The sequence below is a fragment of the Isoptericola variabilis 225 genome (genome assembly GCF_000215105.1).
GTDB classification, from domain to species: Bacteria; Actinomycetota; Actinomycetes; order Actinomycetales; family Cellulomonadaceae; genus Isoptericola; species Isoptericola variabilis_A.
In genome coordinates this window covers 317,913-334,621 of sequence record NC_015588.1, presented here as the reverse complement: position 1 = coordinate 334,621, position 16,709 = coordinate 317,913, and the positions used below count along the sequence as shown (strand labels likewise).

General features: G+C 74.0%; 18 protein-coding genes and 1 pseudogene. 8 read left to right on the top strand and 11 right to left on the bottom strand.

The genetic code is table 11. The annotated features are described in order from the left end of the window. The first annotated feature begins 105 nt into the window (after window positions 1-105). Window positions 106-795, top strand: a complete 690-nt coding sequence (locus ISOVA_RS01580) for a Crp/Fnr family transcriptional regulator (RefSeq protein ID WP_013837512.1) — start codon at window positions 106-108, stop codon at window positions 793-795. 18 nt (window positions 796-813) lie between these two features. Here ISOVA_RS01580 and ISOVA_RS01575 read toward each other — a convergent pair whose 3' ends face one another. Continuing rightward, window positions 814-1,773: a phosphoribosylaminoimidazolesuccinocarboxamide synthase gene (locus ISOVA_RS01575; RefSeq protein WP_013837511.1), complete on the bottom strand. Its 960-nt coding sequence runs from the start codon at window positions 1,771-1,773 to the stop codon at window positions 814-816. A gap of 27 nt (window positions 1,774-1,800) precedes the next feature. On the opposite strand from ISOVA_RS01575, the gene ISOVA_RS01570 reads away from it, so the two are divergent. Beyond that, complete coding sequence (locus ISOVA_RS01570) at window positions 1,801-2,472, top strand: hypothetical protein (RefSeq protein WP_049788207.1); 672 nt, start codon at window positions 1,801-1,803, stop codon at window positions 2,470-2,472. Here ISOVA_RS01570 and purD read toward each other — a convergent pair whose 3' ends face one another. From purD to ISOVA_RS01555, 3 genes are all read right to left on the bottom strand, one after another. Beyond that, window positions 2,473-3,783 carry a phosphoribosylamine--glycine ligase gene (gene purD, locus ISOVA_RS01565; RefSeq protein WP_013837510.1) on the bottom strand — a complete coding sequence of 437 codons (1,311 nt, stop codon included), beginning with the start codon at window positions 3,781-3,783 and terminating at the stop codon, window positions 2,473-2,475. Between the two features lie 25 nt (window positions 3,784-3,808). After that, window positions 3,809-5,101 carry an adenylosuccinate synthase gene (locus ISOVA_RS01560; RefSeq protein WP_013837509.1) on the bottom strand — a complete coding sequence of 431 codons (1,293 nt, stop codon included), beginning with the start codon at window positions 5,099-5,101 and terminating at the stop codon, window positions 3,809-3,811. A 129-nt stretch (window positions 5,102-5,230) separates the two neighbouring features. Further along, a complete protein-coding gene (locus ISOVA_RS01555; protein WP_013837508.1) occupies window positions 5,231-5,608 on the bottom strand; it encodes an STAS domain-containing protein in 378 nt (125 codons plus the stop codon). 88 nt (window positions 5,609-5,696) lie between these two features. Here ISOVA_RS01555 and ISOVA_RS01550 point away from each other — a divergent pair, with 88 nt between their 5' ends. Then, complete coding sequence (locus tag ISOVA_RS01550; RefSeq protein ID WP_013837507.1) at window positions 5,697-6,173, top strand: DUF3151 domain-containing protein; 477 nt, start codon at window positions 5,697-5,699, stop codon at window positions 6,171-6,173. A gap of 28 nt (window positions 6,174-6,201) precedes the next feature. Here ISOVA_RS01550 and ISOVA_RS01545 read toward each other — a convergent pair whose 3' ends face one another. After that, window positions 6,202-8,421: an ATP-binding SpoIIE family protein phosphatase gene (locus tag ISOVA_RS01545; RefSeq protein WP_013837506.1), complete on the bottom strand. Its 2,220-nt coding sequence runs from the start codon at window positions 8,419-8,421 to the stop codon at window positions 6,202-6,204. 125 nt (window positions 8,422-8,546) lie between these two features. On the opposite strand from ISOVA_RS01545, the gene ISOVA_RS01540 reads away from it, so the two are divergent. Continuing rightward, window positions 8,547-8,948, top strand: coding sequence for an STAS domain-containing protein (locus ISOVA_RS01540; protein WP_013837505.1), 402 nt, complete (start codon window positions 8,547-8,549; stop codon window positions 8,946-8,948). Window positions 8,949-9,124: 176 nt separating this feature from the next. Here the strand turns inward: ISOVA_RS01540 and fbaA are convergent, their stop codons facing one another. After that, window positions 9,125-10,144 carry a class II fructose-bisphosphate aldolase gene (fbaA, locus tag ISOVA_RS01535; RefSeq protein ID WP_013837504.1) on the bottom strand — a complete coding sequence of 340 codons (1,020 nt, stop codon included), beginning with the start codon at window positions 10,142-10,144 and terminating at the stop codon, window positions 9,125-9,127. A gap of 191 nt (window positions 10,145-10,335) precedes the next feature. On the opposite strand from fbaA, the pseudogene ISOVA_RS17565 reads away from it, so the two are divergent. Continuing rightward, window positions 10,336-10,765 (top strand): annotated as a pseudogene (locus ISOVA_RS17565) (VOC family protein). Between the two features lie 10 nt (window positions 10,766-10,775). Here ISOVA_RS17565 and ISOVA_RS01525 read toward each other — a convergent pair. Continuing rightward, window positions 10,776-11,417, bottom strand: coding sequence for a TrmH family RNA methyltransferase (locus ISOVA_RS01525; protein ID WP_013837503.1), 642 nt, complete (start codon window positions 11,415-11,417; stop codon window positions 10,776-10,778). A 19-nt stretch (window positions 11,418-11,436) separates the two neighbouring features. After that, a complete protein-coding gene (locus ISOVA_RS01520; protein WP_013837502.1) occupies window positions 11,437-12,417 on the bottom strand; it encodes a DUF368 domain-containing protein in 981 nt (326 codons plus the stop codon). Between the two features lie 92 nt (window positions 12,418-12,509). On the opposite strand from ISOVA_RS01520, the gene ISOVA_RS01515 reads away from it, so the two are divergent. After that, the gene (locus tag ISOVA_RS01515; protein WP_041295020.1) at window positions 12,510-13,250 is read left to right on the top strand and encodes an HAD-IIA family hydrolase; all 741 of its coding nucleotides are present in this window, start codon (window positions 12,510-12,512) and stop codon (window positions 13,248-13,250) included. Here ISOVA_RS01515 and ISOVA_RS15295 read toward each other — a convergent pair. The 3 genes from ISOVA_RS15295 to ISOVA_RS01500 are packed head-to-tail and all read right to left on the bottom strand — an operon-like array spanning window position 13,243 to window position 15,067. Beyond that, window positions 13,243-13,647 carry a hypothetical protein gene (locus ISOVA_RS15295; protein ID WP_143762029.1) on the bottom strand — a complete coding sequence of 135 codons (405 nt, stop codon included), beginning with the start codon at window positions 13,645-13,647 and terminating at the stop codon, window positions 13,243-13,245. The genes ISOVA_RS01515 and ISOVA_RS15295 overlap by 8 nt on opposite strands. Window positions 13,648-13,688: 41 nt before the next feature. After that, window positions 13,689-14,276, bottom strand: coding sequence for an orotate phosphoribosyltransferase (gene pyrE, locus ISOVA_RS01505; protein WP_013837499.1), 588 nt, complete (start codon window positions 14,274-14,276; stop codon window positions 13,689-13,691). Window positions 14,277-14,293: 17 nt separating this feature from the next. After that, entirely contained in the window at window positions 14,294-15,067 is a 774-nt protein-coding gene (locus tag ISOVA_RS01500; RefSeq protein ID WP_013837498.1) for an SDR family NAD(P)-dependent oxidoreductase, read from the bottom strand. A gap of 59 nt (window positions 15,068-15,126) precedes the next feature. Here ISOVA_RS01500 and ISOVA_RS01495 point away from each other — a divergent pair, with 59 nt between their 5' ends. Together ISOVA_RS01495 and ISOVA_RS17110 are read left to right on the top strand one after the other, a co-directional pair. Beyond that, a complete protein-coding gene (locus tag ISOVA_RS01495) occupies window positions 15,127-15,960 on the top strand; it encodes an exodeoxyribonuclease III (protein ID WP_013837497.1) in 834 nt (277 codons plus the stop codon). 9 nt (window positions 15,961-15,969) lie between these two features. Further along, window positions 15,970-16,704, top strand: a complete 735-nt coding sequence (locus ISOVA_RS17110) for a septum formation family protein (RefSeq protein ID WP_013837496.1) — start codon at window positions 15,970-15,972, stop codon at window positions 16,702-16,704. The last annotated feature ends 5 nt before the right edge of the window (window positions 16,705-16,709 follow it).

The window sequence follows — 16,709 nt, the reverse complement described above, 5'->3', positions numbered from 1 at the left end:
GCCGCCGGCGGGTCCCCTCCTCGTTTTCATCCTGGCCGCGCGCACGCGCCGGACCTAGCGTGAGCAGCACGGGGGCCGGAGCAGCGTCGAGACACAGGCGAGGCGATGGCGAGCGATGTCGCGCCGGCGGACGTGTGGCCGCCGGTGTCCTTCCTCGGCCGCGTCCCGGAGCAGGACCGGGCACGGCTCGGTGCGGCGGGCGCCCGTCTCCGTGTCGCTCGGGGCACCGAGCTCCAGCGCCAGGGCACCCTCCCGGACGACCTCCTGGTCCTCGTCGACGGCGCCGCCGAGGCGGTCCACCTGGCGCGCGACGGTCACACGGTCCGCATGGCGGCGTTCGGGCCGGGCGACGCGATGGACCTCACCGAGGTCTGCGTCGGGCGCGCCGCGCTCACGACGGTGCGGACGCTGGTCCGCAGCGCGGTCCTCGAGGTCCCCGTGGCCGCCTTCCGTCGCCTCGTGATCGAGTCGCCCGCGCTCGCCGAGGCGGTGATCCACGCCCTCGGTGCGCAGGCGCACGACGACGAGCGGCACCGCCTCAGCCAGGTCCTGGGCAGCACGCGACGCCTCGTGGGGCACTGGATCCTCGCGCTCGCCGAGCGGTCGGGCACGCGCGCGGCCGACGGCACGGTCGTGGTGCGCTGCACGCAGAGCGAGCTGGCGTCCTGGGCCGGGCTGTCGCGCGAGGCCGTCGTCAAGCACCTGCACGCGCTGCGCGCGGACGGGCTCGTCGCCACCGGGCGCAACCACGTCACCGTGCTCGACGTCGACCGGCTGCGCGCCGAGCTCGGCTGACGCGGTCCGCCGGGACGCTCAGGACAGCGGACGGCCCGTCAGCCGCTCGTACGCCTCGAGGTAGCGCTCGCGTGTGCGCCGCACGACGTCGTCGGGCAGCGCGGGCGGCGGCGTGTCCGACGCGCGGTCCCAGCCGGAGTCCGGCGAGGTCAGCCAGTCGCGCACGAACTGCTTGTCGAAGCTCGGCTGCGGGCGGCCGGGCTCCCAGAGGTCGGCGGGCCAGAACCGCGACGAGTCCGGCGTGAGCACCTCGTCGCCGAGCACGGTCGCGCCCGTCGCGGGGTCGATACCGAACTCGAGCTTGGTGTCGGCGAGGATCACGCCGCGCTCACGCGCGATCTCCTCGGCGCGGGCGTAGATCGCGAGCGTCAGGTCGCGCAGGCGCGCGGCGTCGTCGGGCCCGATGCGGCGCACGACCTCCTCGAACGTGACGTTCTCGTCGTGCTCGCCGACCTCCGCCTTGGTCGCGGGCGTGAAGATCGGCTCGGGCAGGCGCGAGCCGTCGACCAGGCCCTCCGGCAGCGGGATGCCCGTGACCTCGCCGCTCGCGCGGTACTCCGCGAGCCCCGACCCGGTGAGGTACCCGCGCACCACGCATTCCACGGGGAACATCCGCAGCCGGCGGCAGACCATCGCACGCCCGGCGACGACGTCGGGCACGAGCCCGTCGCCCGGCTCGGCGCTGACCGCGGTCGACACGACGTGGTTCTCCACGACGTCCGCGAGCTGCTCGAACCACCACAGGCTCAGCTGCGTGAGCACCACGCCCTTGTCCGGGATGCCGGGGCTGAGCACGTGGTCGTACGCCGAGACGCGGTCGGACGCGACGACGAGCACGACGTCGCCGAGGGGGTGCGCGCCGCCCAGCGCGGGCAGGTCCGGCTCGTACAGGTCGCGCACCTTGCCCGAGTAGACGTGGCGCCAGCCCGGCAGGTCGAGCGGGCCGCCGGCGAAGGCGTCGGTGGGGTTCTCGCGCATGTCGGTCACGGGCCCTAGTGTTCCAGCATGTCGCACGACGACGCCGCCGCGTCCGGCCCGTCGGTCGCGGACGCGCTCGGCGAGCACCTGGGCGTCGACCCGCGCGGGCTGCCGGTCGTGACCGAGCAGGTGTCACCGCTGCGGGCGGTGGACGCCGACGTCGCGCTCGAGGCGGTGGTCGAGCGCCACGGCGGTGGACGTCTCGTGGGCGTCGGCGGTGGCGAGCAGCGCATGCACACGTCGTTCTCGGAGATCGTCGAGCAGTCGGGCCGCTGGCGGCACTTCCCGCTCGGAGCCGTCGACTACACGCGCGCCGCGACCGGCCCGGACACCGAGCGCCGTGTCGTGTCGTACGGCCTGCACCTCTTCCGGTTCTCCGGCGCGCCCGTGGCGGTGCTCCAGCGCGCGTCCTCGCCGCGCTTCGGGATGGAGGCGGCGCTCGAGGTGATGTCGCCCGACGAGGACGTGACGCTCGCGTTCCTCGCCGAGCTGCGCGAGGCCATGGTCGCCCGCAGCGTGCTGCGCGGGCAGGTCGTCTCCGGACGCGACGTCGGCGACGCCGACCTGCGCACCGCGGTCGCCGAGATGACCGCCGACGGCGAGCGCATCACCCGATCGCTGCTCGGTGCCGGCCTGGAGCCCGACGGCGCGGGACTCAGCGGGCCGGCGCCGGGCATCTCCCCCGACGCCTGGGGCTGATCAGCTCGGCACCCGCACCTCGCCGCGCTCGGCCTTGAGCGCGATGTCGGAGCGGTGGTGGGCTCCCGCGAGCCGGATCTTCTCCACGCCGGCGTAGGCGGAGGCGCGCGCGGCGGCGAGGTCCGGTCCGCGTCCGACCACGGACAGGACGCGACCGCCCGCGCTGAGCAGCGTGCCGTCGTCGGACAGCGCGGTGCCGGCGTGCAGCACGTGCACGCCGCCCGTCGCCTCCGCCTCGTCGATGCCCGTGATCGGGTCGCCCGTGCGGGGCGTGGCGGGGTAGCCCTCGGACGCGACGACGACGTTGACCACCGCGTCGTCCGACCAGCGCAGCGGCTCGACCGTCGCGAGCTCGCCGCGCGCCGCGGCGAGCAGCACGCCGGAGAGCGGGGTGCGCAGGCGCGCGAGCACGGCCTGGATCTCGGGGTCGCCGAAGCGCGCGTTGAACTCGACCACGCGCGTGCCGCGCGACGTCAGCGCGAGGCCGACGTACAGCACGCCGGAGAACGGCGTGCCGCGGCGCGCCATCTCGTCGATCGTGGGCTGCGCGATGCGGTCGACGACCTCCTGCACGAGGCCCGACGGCGCCCAGTCGAGCGGCGTGTACGCGCCCATGCCGCCGGTGTTGGGGCCGGCGTCGTCGTCGCCGACGCGCTTGAAGTCCTGCGCGGGCACCATGGGGACCACGGTCGAGCCGTCGCTGAGGCAGAACAGCGAGACCTCGGGCCCGTCGAGGTACTCCTCGACGACCACGCGCCCCTCCGCGCCGCGCGCCTCGAGCGCCGCGCGCGCGTGCTCCAGGGCGTCCTCGCGGGAGGACGTCACGACGACGCCCTTGCCCGCGGCGAGCCCGTCGTCCTTGACGACGTAGGGGGCGCCGAACGCGTCGAGCGCCGCGGCGACCTCGTCGAGCGTCGTGCACACGTACGCCGTCGCGGTCGGGACGCCGGCGGCCGCCATGACGTCCTTGGCGAACGCCTTGGAGCCCTCGAGCCGCGCCGCCTCGGCGGACGGGCCGAAGCACGGGATCCCGGCCTCGCGCACCGCGTCCGCGACGCCCGCGACGAGCGGCGCCTCCGGCCCGACGACCACGAGGTCCACGCCGAGCGAGCGTGCGAGCACGGCCACCGCCGCGCCGTCGTTCGCGTCGACCGCGTGCAGCGTGGCCTGCTGCCCCATGCCGGGGTTCCCGGGCGCGGCGTGCAGCTCGTGCACGGGCGCCGCCTGCGCTCCGGTGCCGTCCGACTCGGACGCGAGGGCGTGGACGATGGCGTGCTCGCGGGCTCCGGTCCCGACGACGAGGATCTTCACGGGCGCCCAGTGTAGGAGCCGGGGCTCAGCGCGGGTGGACGAGGTCGTGGACCGGGATGATCTCGTCGCGGCGCGGGCCCACGCCGACGGCCGAGATGCGCGTGCCCGACATCTCCTCGAGCGCCTTGAGGTACGCCTGCGCGTTGGCCGGCAGGTCCTCGATCGAGCGCGCCTGCGAGATGTCCTCCCACCAGCCGGGGAACTCCTCGTAGATCGGCTTCGCGTGGTGGAACGCCGTCTGGTCGTCGGGCATCTCGTCGTAGCGCGTGCCGTCGACGTCGTACGCGACGCACACAGGGACCCGCTCGAGGCCCGTGAGCACGTCGAGCTTGGTGACCACCAGGTCGGTGAGGCCGTTGACGCGCGACGCGTACCGTGCGATGACGGCGTCGTACCAGCCGGTGCGGCGCGGACGACCCGTGGTCACGCCGTACTCGCCGCCCGTCTTGCGCAGGTACTCGCCGGAGTCGTCGAACAGCTCCGTCGGGAACGGGCCCTCGCCCACGCGGGTCGTGTACGCCTTGATGACGCCGATGATCGAGTCGATGCGCGTCGGGCCGATGCCCGAGCCCGTGACCGCGCCGCCCGCGGTGGCGTTCGACGACGTCACGAACGGGTAGGTGCCGTGGTCGACGTCGAGCATGGTCGCCTGGCCGCCCTCGAACAGGACGGTCTTGCCGGCGTCGAGCGCCTGGTTCAGCACGAGGCCCGTGTCCGCGACCATGGGCCGCAGCCGCTCGGCCTGCGCGAGCAGCTCGTCGACGGTCTCGTCGACGTCGACCGCGCGGCGGTTGTAGACCTTGACGAGCAGGTGGTTCTTCTGGTCGAGCGCGCCCTCGACCTTCTCGCGCAGGATCTTGGGGTCGAACAGGTCGGCGATGCGGATGCCGACGCGGTTGATCTTGTCGGCGTAGGCCGGGCCGATGCCGCGGCCCGTGGTGCCGATGCGGCGCTTGCCGAGGAAGCGCTCGGTGACCTTGTCGATCGTGCGGTGGTAGCCGGCGATGACGTGGGCGCTCGACGAGACGAGCAGGCGTGAGGTGTCGACGCCGCGCGCGACGAGCGCGTCGAGCTCCTCGAAGAGCACGTCGATGTCGACCACGACGCCGTTGGCGATGACGGGCACCACACCGGGCGACAGGATGCCCGACGGCAGGAGGTGCAGCGCGTACTTCTCGTCGCCGATGACGACCGTGTGCCCGGCGTTGTTGCCGCCGTTGAACTTGACCACGTAGTCGACGCGCGACCCGAGGAGGTCGGTCGCCTTCCCCTTGCCCTCATCTCCCCACTGGGCACCGACGAGCACCACGGCTGGCATGGGATCAACTCTCCTCGAATTCGACGAGGCCCGGGGTCGAGGCGCCGGGCCTCGGCAGAGTTTACCCGTGCGTGACCTTCGTGCCCCGTCCGGGGTGTGCTTCCACCCGTCCGTGCCCGACGGCGGCGCTCACTTCGGGCGGTGCCGCTGCGGCAGCGGGACCTGCGGGACGCCGCTCGCGGGCGTCGTCGACTCGCACTTGTGCTCGCTGTCGACGCGGAACAGGTCGAGCGCCCCGCACACCTCGAGGACGAACAGGTCGCGCTCGTCCGCGCCGCGCAGCACGGTAGCCCCGCCGCGCTTGCGGCCCGAGTCGGCGAGCGAGATGAGGAACGCCGCGCCGGTCGAGTCCATGAACGTCACCCGGCACATGTCGATGACGAGCAGCTGCCGGCGCAGGCCGACCACGCGTGCCGCGATCTCCGGGAACTGGTCTCGTTCGGCGAGGTCGAGGTCGCCGGCGATCACGAGCGTCGTCGTCGTGGAAGACGTCGCGATCTCGATCATGCTGTCGAGCCTACCGGCGTCCGCGCCCGCAGACCCCTTGAGAACACCGGGCGCGCGGGCGGCACGGACCGCCTGCGAGAATGCGCCCATGAGCCCCTCCGAGAACACCGGGACCCCTGCGGAGAACCTGCTCGCCGGCCCGCCGCCGACCCTGCTGCCCGACGACGCGCCCCAGGTGCGCGAGGGCCTCGACGTCGGGGAGGACCCGGCGGCGCTGGCCGCCGCGCACCCGGCGTCGTCGCTGGCCTGGGCCGTGCTCGCCGAGGACACGCTCGCGGGCGGGGCCGACGGCGAGGTCGCCGGCGCAGGCACGGTGCGCGCGGTCACCGCGTACGCCTACGCCCGCACCGGCTACCACCGCGGCCTCGACGCGCTGCGCCGCGCCGGGTGGCGCGGCCGCGGCCCGATCCCCGCCGACCACGAGCCCAACCAGGGCTTCCTGCGCGCGCTGCTCGCGCTCGCCGAGGCGGCCGCCGCGATCGGCGAGTCCGAGGAGGCCGAGCGCTGCGAGCAGTTCCTGCGCGACTCCGGCACCTCGCCCGAGGCGGTGCGCGCGCTGCGCTGACGGGCGCGGGCGCGCGGGCGTCGCGTCGCTAGCGCGTCTGCCGTGCGGCGCCGAGCTCCTCGGACGCCGCCGTGGAGCGCAGCTTGGCCCACACGAGCTTGCCCGACCCGGCGGGGCGCCAGCCCCAGTCGGCGAGCCGCTCGACGATCTGCATGCCGAAGCCGCCGAGGCGGTTGGGGTGGCCGTCGGTCGTCACCGGGGGCGCCGGGTTGGAGTCCTCGACCTCGATGCGCAGGCCGTCGCCGGTGTCGAAGAGCCGCAGCGCGATGTTGCCCCAGCCGTGAAGCACGCCGTTGGCCACGAGCTCGGACACGACGAGCTCGGCCGAGGCCGTCTCCGAGACGCCCCACGTCTGGCAGGTCCGCAGCACCGCGTGCCGCGCCCGCCCGATCGACGCCGGCTCGCTCGGCAGCAGCCAGCGCCGCGAGCGAGGGCTCGGGCTCTGGACCTGGGTGTCCCCCACCGGGTCCGGCACGCGCACGACGACGATCGCGACGTCGTCCTCGGGCGCGTCGGCGAGGCGCGACAGCAGCTCCTCGCCCACGCCCGCGGCGTCGCGCGCCGTGACGCGCGTCGACGTCTCGACGAGCGCCTCGAGCCCGACCTTGAGCGAGCGGTCGCGCCGCTCGATGAGGCCGTCGGTGTAGAAGAGCAGGACGTCGCCGCTCCGCAGCACCTCCTTGCCCGTGAGGCGCGGCTGCGCGCCGAACCCCACGAGCGACCCGCCCGCGGCGTCGAGCTGGCGCACCTCGCCGTCGCGCAGCAGCAGCGGCGGGAGGTGGCCGGCGCGCGTGTACTCGACGGCCCAACTGTCGTCGTCGGCCACGTGCTGCAGCGTCGCGTAGACCATCGACGCCGAGCGCGGGATGCGCATCCCGGTCACCAGCTGGTCGACGCGGTCGAGCACGATGCCGGGCGTCGTGAGCTCGTAGGCGTAGGAGCGGACCACGGACCGCAGCTGGCCCATCGCGGCCGCGGCCTCGACGTCGTGCCCGACGACGTCGCCGATGACGAGGCCGACGGTGCCGTCCGCGATCTGCAGCACGTCGTACCAGTCGCCGCCCACCTGGGCGTGCTCGGCGTTGGGCGCGTAGTACGTCCACACGTCGAGGCCGGTGACGTCGGCCTGCTCCGGCAGCATCGCGCGCTGCAGGGCCTCGGCGAGCCGGTGCTCGCGGGCGTAGAGGCGCGCGTTGTCGATCGCGGTGCCGGCGCGGCGGGCGACGACCTCGACGACGGTGCGCACGTGGTCGGGCTCGTGCAGCCCCGCCTCGAACGCCTCGACGCTCGCCTCGGCGTCGAGGCCCTCGTCGCCGGTCCAGGTCACGAGCAGGCCGAGCACGCGACGTCGACCCGCGACGGCGTGCACGACGACGGTGCCTGGGACCGCTCCCGTCTCCTCGACGACGCGGCGCACGAGGTCGCGGCGCAGCCACCCCGACGCGGAGTGCGGCGCGTACCGGGCGTCGAGGCGCAGCACGACCGGGCCGTCGAGGACGCCGTCGAGCAGGTCCTGGACGATGTCGCTCGTCACGCCCTCGGGTGCGCCGGGGACGTCGCCGAGCGGGTCGAGGTGGTCGGAGTCGGGGATGTACCGGGCGTGCCGGCGCCCGCGCCCGCTCGGCGGGGACGCGACGTCGACGCCCTCGGCGAACACCAGGCCGTCGTCGTTGAGGTAGAACGCGGCCCACGGCACGAGCGCGCGCAGCAGGTCGACGATGTCGCGCAGCGCGTACGGGTACTCGAGGTCGCCCAGCAGCTCGGTGGTCTGCGCGATGAGGTCGAGGTCGGCGCGCTGGCGGCGCTCGACCTCGAGCGAGGCGAGCTGCGCGGCCTGGCGGTCGACGTACTCGGAGACGTCGGTCGTGATGCCGACCCAGTGGCGCACCACGCCGTCGGGGCTCGGCAGCGGGTTGACCGAGACCTGCCACCACGCCGTCGACCCGTCGCGGCGGCGCGCGCTCACGATGCGCAGCATCGGCCGGCCCTCGAGGAGGTCCTGCTGGGCGGTGTCGCGCTCCGGGTCCTCGTCGACGAGCGACAGCAGCGGGTTGGGGCCCAGGACGGACAGGTCGCCGACGCCCGCGCCGACGGTCTCGACGAACGCGTCGTTGACCCACAGCACGGGCATGCCCTCGTCCCACGCCCCGGTGATGAACATCGGCACGCCGGCTCGTCCGATCGCCGTGCTCAGAAGTTGATCAGAAACGCGGGCGACGGCGCCATTGTGACCGGATGTTTCGGTCATAATGCCTCCGCAGTCGTCGTGTCCCGTCTCAGTTGGTGTCGCTGCTGGTCATTCAACCGTAGATTGGAGTCCGCCGAGACTCGAGACGAGTCGAGGCGTGGCAGACGGCTCATGGAAGGAGCACCGTGCAGGACGCATCGAACCCGACCGCCCGCGGCACGCGGCCCGCGGTGGCGCGCGACGACGACGGCGCGCCCGAGTTCGGCGACCCGGCCAGCGTCCACGTCATCGTGGGCTCGACCCGGGCTCGCGTGGTGCTCTCGGGCGAGATCGACGCCGACATCGGCGCCGAGCTCGGCGAGGCCGTCGCGCACGCCGAGAAGTCCGGCCTCCCGGTCGAGATCGACGCCCATCACGTGACGTTCATGGACTCCTCCGGCGTGGCCTTCCTCGCCCGCCTGGCCTCGCGCAGCCCCGAGAAGGTCCGCGTCCTGCGCGCGCCGCCGACGGTGCGCTTCCTGCTCGAGGTCACGCGCATCGGCGATCTCCTCGAGATCGTCGACGACGACCCCGGCTTCGACGAGTAGCTCCCGCCCGCAGACGCACAGAGACGCGGTCGCGGTCGCGGTCGCAGAAGAAGGGCTCCGCCCTCGGCGATCCGGTCGCGTTCACGGGCGCCAGGGCGCCCTCCACTTCGGGAGAGATACGACCGGATCGCCGAGGGCGGAGCCTTCTTCTGCTCTCGGTTACGTCCGCGAGTGCGTCACATCTTCTGGCCGGCCGAGCGGAGCTGCTGGCAGGCCTCGACGATGCGCGCGGCCATGCCGGCCTCGGCCTTCTTGCCCCAGGCGCGCGGGTCGTACGCCTTCTTGTTGCCGACCTCGCCGTCGACCTTGAGGACGCCGTCGTAGTTGGTGAAGAAGTGGTGGGCCACCGGGCGCGAGAACGCGTACTGCGTGTCGGTGTCGATGTTCATCTTGACGACGCCGTTGTCGACGGCCTCGCCGATCTCCTCGGCCGTCGAGCCCGAGCCACCGTGGAACACGAGGTCGAACGGGCGCTCCTTGCCGATCTCGTCGCCGACGGCCTTCTGGATGTCCGCGAGGATCGACGGGCGCAGCTTGACCGCACCGGGCTTGTAGACGCCGTGCACGTTGCCGAACGTGAGGGCCGTGAGGTAGCGGCCCTTCTCGCCGGCGCCGAGCGCGCGCACCGTGGCGAGCCCGTCCTCGGGCGTCGTGTAGAGCTTCTCGTTGATCTCGGCGACGTGGCCGTCCTCCTCTCCGCCGACGACGCCGACCTCGATCTCGAGGATGGTGCGCGCGGCCTGCGAGAGCTCGAGCAGCTCGGCGGCGATGCGGAGGTTCTCGTCGAGCGGGATGTCCGAGCCGTCGAACATGTGCGACTGGAACGTCGGGTTCTTGCCGGCCTTGACCTGCTCCGCCTCGAGCGCGAGCAGCGGTCGGACCCAGGAGTCCAGGTTCGACTTGGTGCAGTGGTCGGTGTGGATCGCGATGTTGACCGGGTAGTTCTTGGCCACCTCGGTCGCGTAGGCCGCGAGCGCCAGGGAGCCACCGACACGGTCCTTGATCGTCGAGCCCGAGCCGTACTCGGCACCGCCGACGGAGACCTGGATGATGCCGTCCGACTCCGCCTCGGCGAAGCCCTGGAGCGCGGCGGTGATGGTCTGCGACGAGGTGATGTTGACGGCGGGGTAGGCGAACCTGCCGGCCTTCGCCCGGTCGATCATCTCGGCGTAGACCTCGGGGGTTGCGATAGGCATCTGCGGTACTCCAATGACGGGACGTACGGGGACGCAGCGGGCGGCGACGTCGCGGCGGGCGCTCGTCACCCGCATGCATCCGCGATTTTCTCACGGCGCCGTCACGCGCGTCACATCGCGGTCCCTACGTGAGACGGCGTGCGGGAGAAACCGGGTGCGTCCTGGCGACGGCCGTCACTAGGGTGCGGCCCATGACATCGGCGAGGAAGGTCCAGGTCACGTTCGACTGCGCGGACCCGCGGCGCGTCGCCCGCTTCTGGTGCGAGGTGCTGGGGTACGAGATGACGCCGCCGCCGGAGGGCTTCGCCTCCTGGGAGGAGGCCGAGCGCGACCTCACCGAGGAGGAGCGCGGGGCGTGGGCCGCGTGCGTCGACCCGACGGGCGTCGGGCCTCGCCTGTACTTCCAGCGCGTCCCCGAGGGCAAGGTCGAACCGCGTGCACCTCGACGTGCGCGTGGGCACCGGCCTCGTGGGCGAGGAACGGCTCGCGGCGCTGCAGGCCGAGTCCGCGCGCCTGGTCGCGCTCGGCGCGCGCGAGGTCCGCGTGCTGCGCGCCGACGGCGAGAACGAGTCGTGCATCGTGATGCAGGACGTGGAGGGCAACGAGTTCGACCTCGACTGAGCAGAAGGTGTCAGAGGTGCTGCAGCGCCCACGCGTGCATCGCGATGGCCGCCGCGGCGCCGGCATTGAGCGAGCGCGTCGAGCCGTGCTGGGTGATGTGCACGACGGCGGTGCACGCGTCCTGCGCCTCGGGCGTCAGGCCGGCGGACTCCTGCCCGAAGAGCAGCACGCACCGCGCGGGCAGCCGGTAGGTCTCGAGCGGGACGGAGCCGGGCACGTTGTCGATGCCGACCACCGGCAGGCCCTCGTCCCGCGCCCACGCGGCGAGCGACGCCGCGTCGGGGTGGTGGTGGACATGGAGGTAGCGGTCGGTGACCATCGCGCCGCGACGGTTCCACCGCCGTCGGCCCACGACGTGCACGCCCGCGACGTTGAACGCGTTGGCCGTGCGCACGACGGACCCGATGTTGAGGTCGTGCGCCCAGTTCTCGATCGCGACGTGCAGGTGGCGCTCGGGGTCCCTGCGCCGGTCCATGTCCTCGACGATCGCCTCGACGGTCCAGTAGCGGTACCGGTCGACGACGTTGCGGCGGTCGCCGTGGGCGAGCAGCTCGGGGTCGTACCGCGGGTCTGGCGTGCCGTCGTCCCGGCGCGGCCACGCGTCCGATCCGCCCGGCCACGGCCCGACGCCGACCTCCCGCGCGTCGTTCATCGCGCGGCGTCCCTGACCGTCACCGCCGGGCGGCGGCGGGCGTCTGGCGCGACTCCCACCAGATCGCGACGAGCACGACGGCCGCGCCGACGAGGGCGAGCAGGAACGGGCCGACGACGGCGCCGGCCGACGGCGGCGCGAGCAGGCCGCTCTCGCCGTCCTGCCAGGGCCACAGGGCCCGCAGCGAGCCGAGCATGAGCCCCGCGAGGAGCGCCATCGTGCTCTGGCGCCGGTGCTCGAGCAGCCAGTGGAGGACCTTGACGAACGACGCGAGCCCGACGGTGGCGCCGAGCAGGAAGACCGCCACGAAGCCGAGGTCGCGCGCGTGCAGCGCCTGCTGGACCGGCACGTACAGACCCATCGCGAGCAGCACGAAGGAGCCCGAGACGCCCGGCAGCACGAGCGCGTTGATCGCGACGGCGGCACCGAGGAAGACGAGCCACATCGGCGGCTCGTTCAGCTCGGTGGGCGGCAGGCCCGTCAGGACGAACGCCACGACCGCGCCCGCGGCGAGGAGGGCGAGGTCGAGCGCACGGGGGCGGTGGGGCATCATCCGCAGCGGCACCGAGATCGAGACGGCGATCATCCCGAAGAACAGGGCGCGCATCGGCACGGGGTGCGACTCGAGCAGCGGCGCGATGGTGTTGAGCGAGACGAACAGCACGACGACCATGCCGGCGAGCACCGGCAGCAGGAACCGCCAGTCGATCGCGCGCAACGCGCGGGCGGCGGGCCGCAGCCCCTGCCGCGCGGCGAGCCCCTGGACGAGCTCGCGACCGGCGTGGACCGTCTGGCTCGCGGCCTCGAGAAGCTGGTCGTAGAGGCCCACGACGAGCGCGATCGTGCCGCCCGAGATGCCGGGCACCGACTCGGCGGCGCCGACCAGGCCGCCGCGGATCGCGTTGCCCGGTGCGTGCGCCCAACGGGTCCGGGAGGTCGCCCGGGCGTGGCGGTGCGCCGGAGCGGGGTGCGTCGCGGGGTCCTGAGGCTGGTTGGTCACCCGGAAAGCCTAGGGTGCCGGGTGTCGTGCGCGCTGCCATCCGCTACCGTGGCGGCGTGACGCACCGGAAGATCGAGAGCTGGCTCACCGACATGGACGGCGTCCTCGTGCGCGAGGGCCTCGCCATCCCGGGCGCGCCCGAGTTCGTCAAGGCGCTGCGCGACGCCGAGCGGCCGTTCCTCATCCTCACGAACAACTCGATCTTCACGCCGCGCGACCTGCGGGCGCGCCTGTCGCGCTCGGGCATCGAGGTGCCCGAGGAGTCGATCTGGACGTCGGCCCTCGCGACGGCGCAGTTCCTCTCCGACCAGATCCCCGGCGGGTCGGCGTACGCGATCGGCGAGGCGGGCCTGACGACGGCGCTGTACGAGGTGGGCTACACGCTGACCGACTCGGACCCCGACTACGTGGTGCTGGGCGAGACGCGCACGTACTCGTTCGAGGCGGTCACCAAGGCGGTCCGGCTCATCCAGGGCGGCGCGCGCTTCATCGCCACCAACCCCGACACCACGGGGCCGTCGACCGAGGGGCCGCTGCCCGCCACGGGCGCCGTCGCCGCGATGATCCAGGCCGCGACCGGCCGCTCGCCCTACTACGTCGGCAAGCCGAACCCGATGATGTTCCGCTCGGCGCTGAACCGCATCGACGCGCACTCCGAGACCACGGCGATGATCGGCGACCGCATGGACACCGACGTCGTCGCGGGCATCGAGGCCGGGCTCGAGACCTTCCTCGTCATGACCGGCTCGACCGCGGCCGCCGACGTCGAGACGTTCCCGTTCCGCCCGTCCCACGTGGTCGACTCCGTGGCCGACCTCGTCGACCTCATCTGACGGATCGGGCCAGGTCCTCGACCGCCGCGGTCACCTCGGCGAGCGCGCCGAGCGACCGCCGCCAGTCACCGGGGACCTCCAGGCTGTGGTCCGCGCCGGGCACCTCGACGACCCGCGCGCCCGACCGGGCCGCGACGGCCGGGTCCCACAGTCGGTCCGCGGTTCCGCCCGCGAGGACCGCGGGCAGCCCCGCCGAGATCCGCTCGGCCGCGTCGCGCACGTCGAAGTCCCGGCACACGCCGTCCCACACGACCGTGCGGAGGGTCCAGCCGGCGTCACGCAGCACCGCGGCCGGATACGCGAGGAGCGGCCCCTGCGCGGTGTACCCGGAACCGGGCAGGACCGTCGCGACCCTGTCCTCAGCACCGGCGGCGACGAGCACTCGATGCTCAGGCACAGCCGTATCGAACCACGTGGCGCGTCCGCCCGGCGGGAGGCTCAGGCCTGCGGCGCGAGGCCCAGGTCGTCGAGGTCGAAGAGGTAGTGGTAGGCGTAGCCCCGCTCCTCGATCTTCTCCTTGGCACCCGTGCTGCGGTCCACGAGCGTCGCGACGCCCATGATCTGCGCGCCCGCGGCCTCGACGGCGTCGATCGCCTGCAGCAGCGAGCCGCCGGTCGTGGAGGTGTCCTCGACGACGACGACGCGCCGGCCCGTGATGTCAGGGCCCTCGATCTGGCGCTGCATGCCGTGGGTCTTGGCGGCCTTGCGCACGACGAACGCGTCGAGGTCCTGACCGCGCGACGCGGCGGCGTGCAGCAGCGCGTCCGCGATGGGGTCCGCGCCGAGCGTGAGGCCGCCCGCGGCGTCGACCTCGGCGGTGCCGAGCCCGACCTCCTCGAGGTGGTCGAGCAGCACGTGCCCGACGAGCGGGGCGGCACGGTGGTGCAGCGTGATCCGGCGCAGGTCGATGTAGTAGTCGGCCTCCTTGCCGGAGGAGAGCGTCACCTTCCCGTGCACGACGGCGAGCTCCTTGACGAGCTCGAGCAGCTGCTCGCGGGGGGTCGGGGAGAAGTCGGCGGTCGTCACGGGGTCAAGGGTACGGCTCAGCGGTACTTGCCCAGGGCCCGCACGGCGGTCCGCGGCGCCAGGCGCAGCAGCGCGGCGGCGGCCTTGTACCGCACGGACGGCGTCGAGATGACGACGCCGCGACGCACGTCGGCGAGCGCCTCCGACACGACGTAGGACGCGTCGAGCCAGCCCGGGTCGGGCACGTGGTCCATGTCGAGCCCGGCCCGGTCGTGGAACTCGGTCCGGACGAACCCAGGGCACAGCACGGTCGCGGTCACGCCCGTGCCCTTGAGCTCGACCGCGAGCGCCTCGGTGAACGTGCGCACGTACGCCTTGGCCGCGGCGTAGGTCCCGCCCGCGGTGAGCGCGGCGACCGACGCGACGTTGAGGACGGCCCCGCGGCCGCGCGCGGTCATCTGCCCGACGGCGGCGTGCGTGAGCTGGACGACGGCGCGGACCATGACGTCGACGGCGCGCAGCTCTGTCTCGAGCTCCCCTCCGACGAAGTGCTGCGCCGTGGCGAACCCCGCGTTGTTGACGAGCAGGCCGACGGGACGGCGGTCGTCCTGCTCGTCCTCACCCGTGACCGCGAGACGGTCCGCGACGCGCGCGACGTCGTCGTGCACCGACAGGTCCGCGGACAGGACCTCGACCCGCACGCCGGCGGCGGCGCGGATCTGCGTGGCGACGCGTTCGAGGCGGTCCTCGTCGCGCGCGACGAGCACGAGGTCGTGCCGGGCCGTGGCGAGCTGCCAGGCGAACTCCAGGCCGAGGCCGGCGGTGGCGCCGGTGACGAGCGCGGTTCCCATAGCCAGCAGCCTAGAGGCTCCCCACGCGGCGGTGCCGCGCGGCGCCCTAGGGTGGGGCCGTGCGACTGGCCACCTGGAACGTCAACTCCGTGCGGGCCCGCGTCGACCGCGTGCTGGCGTACCTCGAGCGCTCGGGCACCGACGTGCTCGCGCTGCAGGAGACCAAGTGCCGCGACGACCAGTTCCCGACGCGCGCGTTCGAGGACGCGGGGTACGAGGTCGCGCACGTCGGGTACAGCCAGTGGAACGGGGTCGCGATCGCCTCGCGCGTCGGGCTGTCCGACGTCGAGATCGCGTTCCCGGGGCAGCCCGGCTTCGCGAAGGCCGGCGCGGACCCCGAGGACCTGTTGCTCGACGTCCCGCCGCCCGTCGAGGCGCGCGCGATCGGTGCGACGTGCGGCGGTGTGCGCGTGTGGTCGCTCTACGTGCCGCACGGGCGGGCGCAGGGCGACCCGCACCTCGCGTACAAGCTGCGCTGGCTCGACGCGCTGCGCGAGGCGGCCGCGGGCTGGCTCGCGGACGACCCGGCGGCGCAGGTCGCGCTCGTCGGCGACTGGAACGTCGCCCCGCTCGACACCGACGTCTGGGACCCGGCGTTCTTCGAGGGCAGGACCCATACCTCGCCGGCCGAGCGCGACGCCTTCGCGGCGTTCGGCGCCGCGGGGTACACGGAGGTCACGCGCGAGCTGCTCCCCGAGCCGCACACGTACACCTACTGGGACTACAAGCAGCTCGCGTTCCCGCGGAACTACGGGATGCGCATCGACTTCGCGTACGTGTCCCCGGCGCTGCGCGAGCGCGTGACCGGCGCGCGGATCGAGCGCGACGAGCGCAAGGGCGCGGGCGCGAGCGACCACGTGCCCGTCGTCCTCGACCTCGCCGACGCGGGCTAGGTTGTGCGCATGAGCTCCGAGCCGTCCGAGCCGACGTTCGCGTCGCCGACGCCGCCCGGGTCGCTGCCGCCGGCGGACCTGGACCGGGTGCACCTGCCCGGCCCGGCACCCGTCCCGGCACACGCGCCCGACGACGGCACGCCGGCCCCGTACGGCGACGCCGCAGCCGCGTACGGCCCGCCGGGCGCGTACGGCACGCCCGGCGCCTACGCCGCGCCCCGCGGCCCGAGCCCCAGCCCGAGCCCGAGGTCGCGCTCGCGCCGGCGGCTGGCGGTCGCGATCGTCGCCGTCGCCGTCGTGGCGGTCCTCGCCGCGGTCGTCGCGCTCGTGACGCAGTCCGCGCGCGAGCGCTCGTGGGAGCCCCTGCCGGCGACTCTCGAGGAGCCCGTGCGCGCGCAGGCCGTCCAGCTCGTGCTGGGCTCGTGCGTCGCGGAGCTGCCCGACGACGGTCTCGTGCGCGGGGTGCAGGCCGTGCCGTGCGCGGACCCGCACGAGGCCCAGGTCGTCGGCCGCACCGACGCCGCGCCCGACGCCGTGTGGCCGGGTGACGACGCGGTGGCCGCCCGCACCGCCCGCGGCTGCGGCCCCGATCTCCTCGGGCCGCAGGCGCGCGAGTCGGGCGCCGCGGACGGCCTGCGCTACGTCGTGTGGGTGCCGAGCGAGGACTCGTGGGCCGACGGCGACCGCACGGGCCTGTGCCTCGCCGTCTCGGCCGAGCCCCGCACCGGCACGCTCCTGGAGTGACGGCC

Bases quoted from the DNA above. Each gene is read 5' to 3' on its own strand.
- ISOVA_RS01580 (WP_013837512.1), top strand. From the start codon at position 106: ATGGCGAGCGATGTCGCGCCGGCGGACGTGTGGCCGCCGGTGTCCTTC.
- ISOVA_RS01575 (WP_013837511.1), bottom strand. From the start codon at position 1,773: ATGCGCGAGAACCCCACCGACGCCTTCGCCGGCGGCCCGCTCGACCTG.
- ISOVA_RS01570 (WP_049788207.1), top strand. From the start codon at position 1,801: ATGTCGCACGACGACGCCGCCGCGTCCGGCCCGTCGGTCGCGGACGCG.
- ISOVA_RS01560 (WP_013837509.1), bottom strand. From the start codon at position 5,101: ATGCCAGCCGTGGTGCTCGTCGGTGCCCAGTGGGGAGATGAGGGCAAG.
- ISOVA_RS01555 (WP_013837508.1), bottom strand. From the start codon at position 5,608: ATGATCGAGATCGCGACGTCTTCCACGACGACGACGCTCGTGATCGCC.
- ISOVA_RS01550 (WP_013837507.1), top strand. From the start codon at position 5,697: ATGAGCCCCTCCGAGAACACCGGGACCCCTGCGGAGAACCTGCTCGCC.
- ISOVA_RS01545 (WP_013837506.1), bottom strand. From the start codon at position 8,421: ATGACCGAAACATCCGGTCACAATGGCGCCGTCGCCCGCGTTTCTGAT.
- fbaA (WP_013837504.1), bottom strand. From the start codon at position 10,144: ATGCCTATCGCAACCCCCGAGGTCTACGCCGAGATGATCGACCGGGCG.
- ISOVA_RS01525 (WP_013837503.1), bottom strand. From the start codon at position 11,417: ATGAACGACGCGCGGGAGGTCGGCGTCGGGCCGTGGCCGGGCGGATCG.
- ISOVA_RS01515 (WP_041295020.1), top strand. From the start codon at position 12,510: ATGGACGGCGTCCTCGTGCGCGAGGGCCTCGCCATCCCGGGCGCGCCC.
- ISOVA_RS01500 (WP_013837498.1), bottom strand. From the start codon at position 15,067: ATGGGAACCGCGCTCGTCACCGGCGCCACCGCCGGCCTCGGCCTGGAG.
- ISOVA_RS17110 (WP_013837496.1), top strand. From the start codon at position 15,970: ATGAGCTCCGAGCCGTCCGAGCCGACGTTCGCGTCGCCGACGCCGCCC.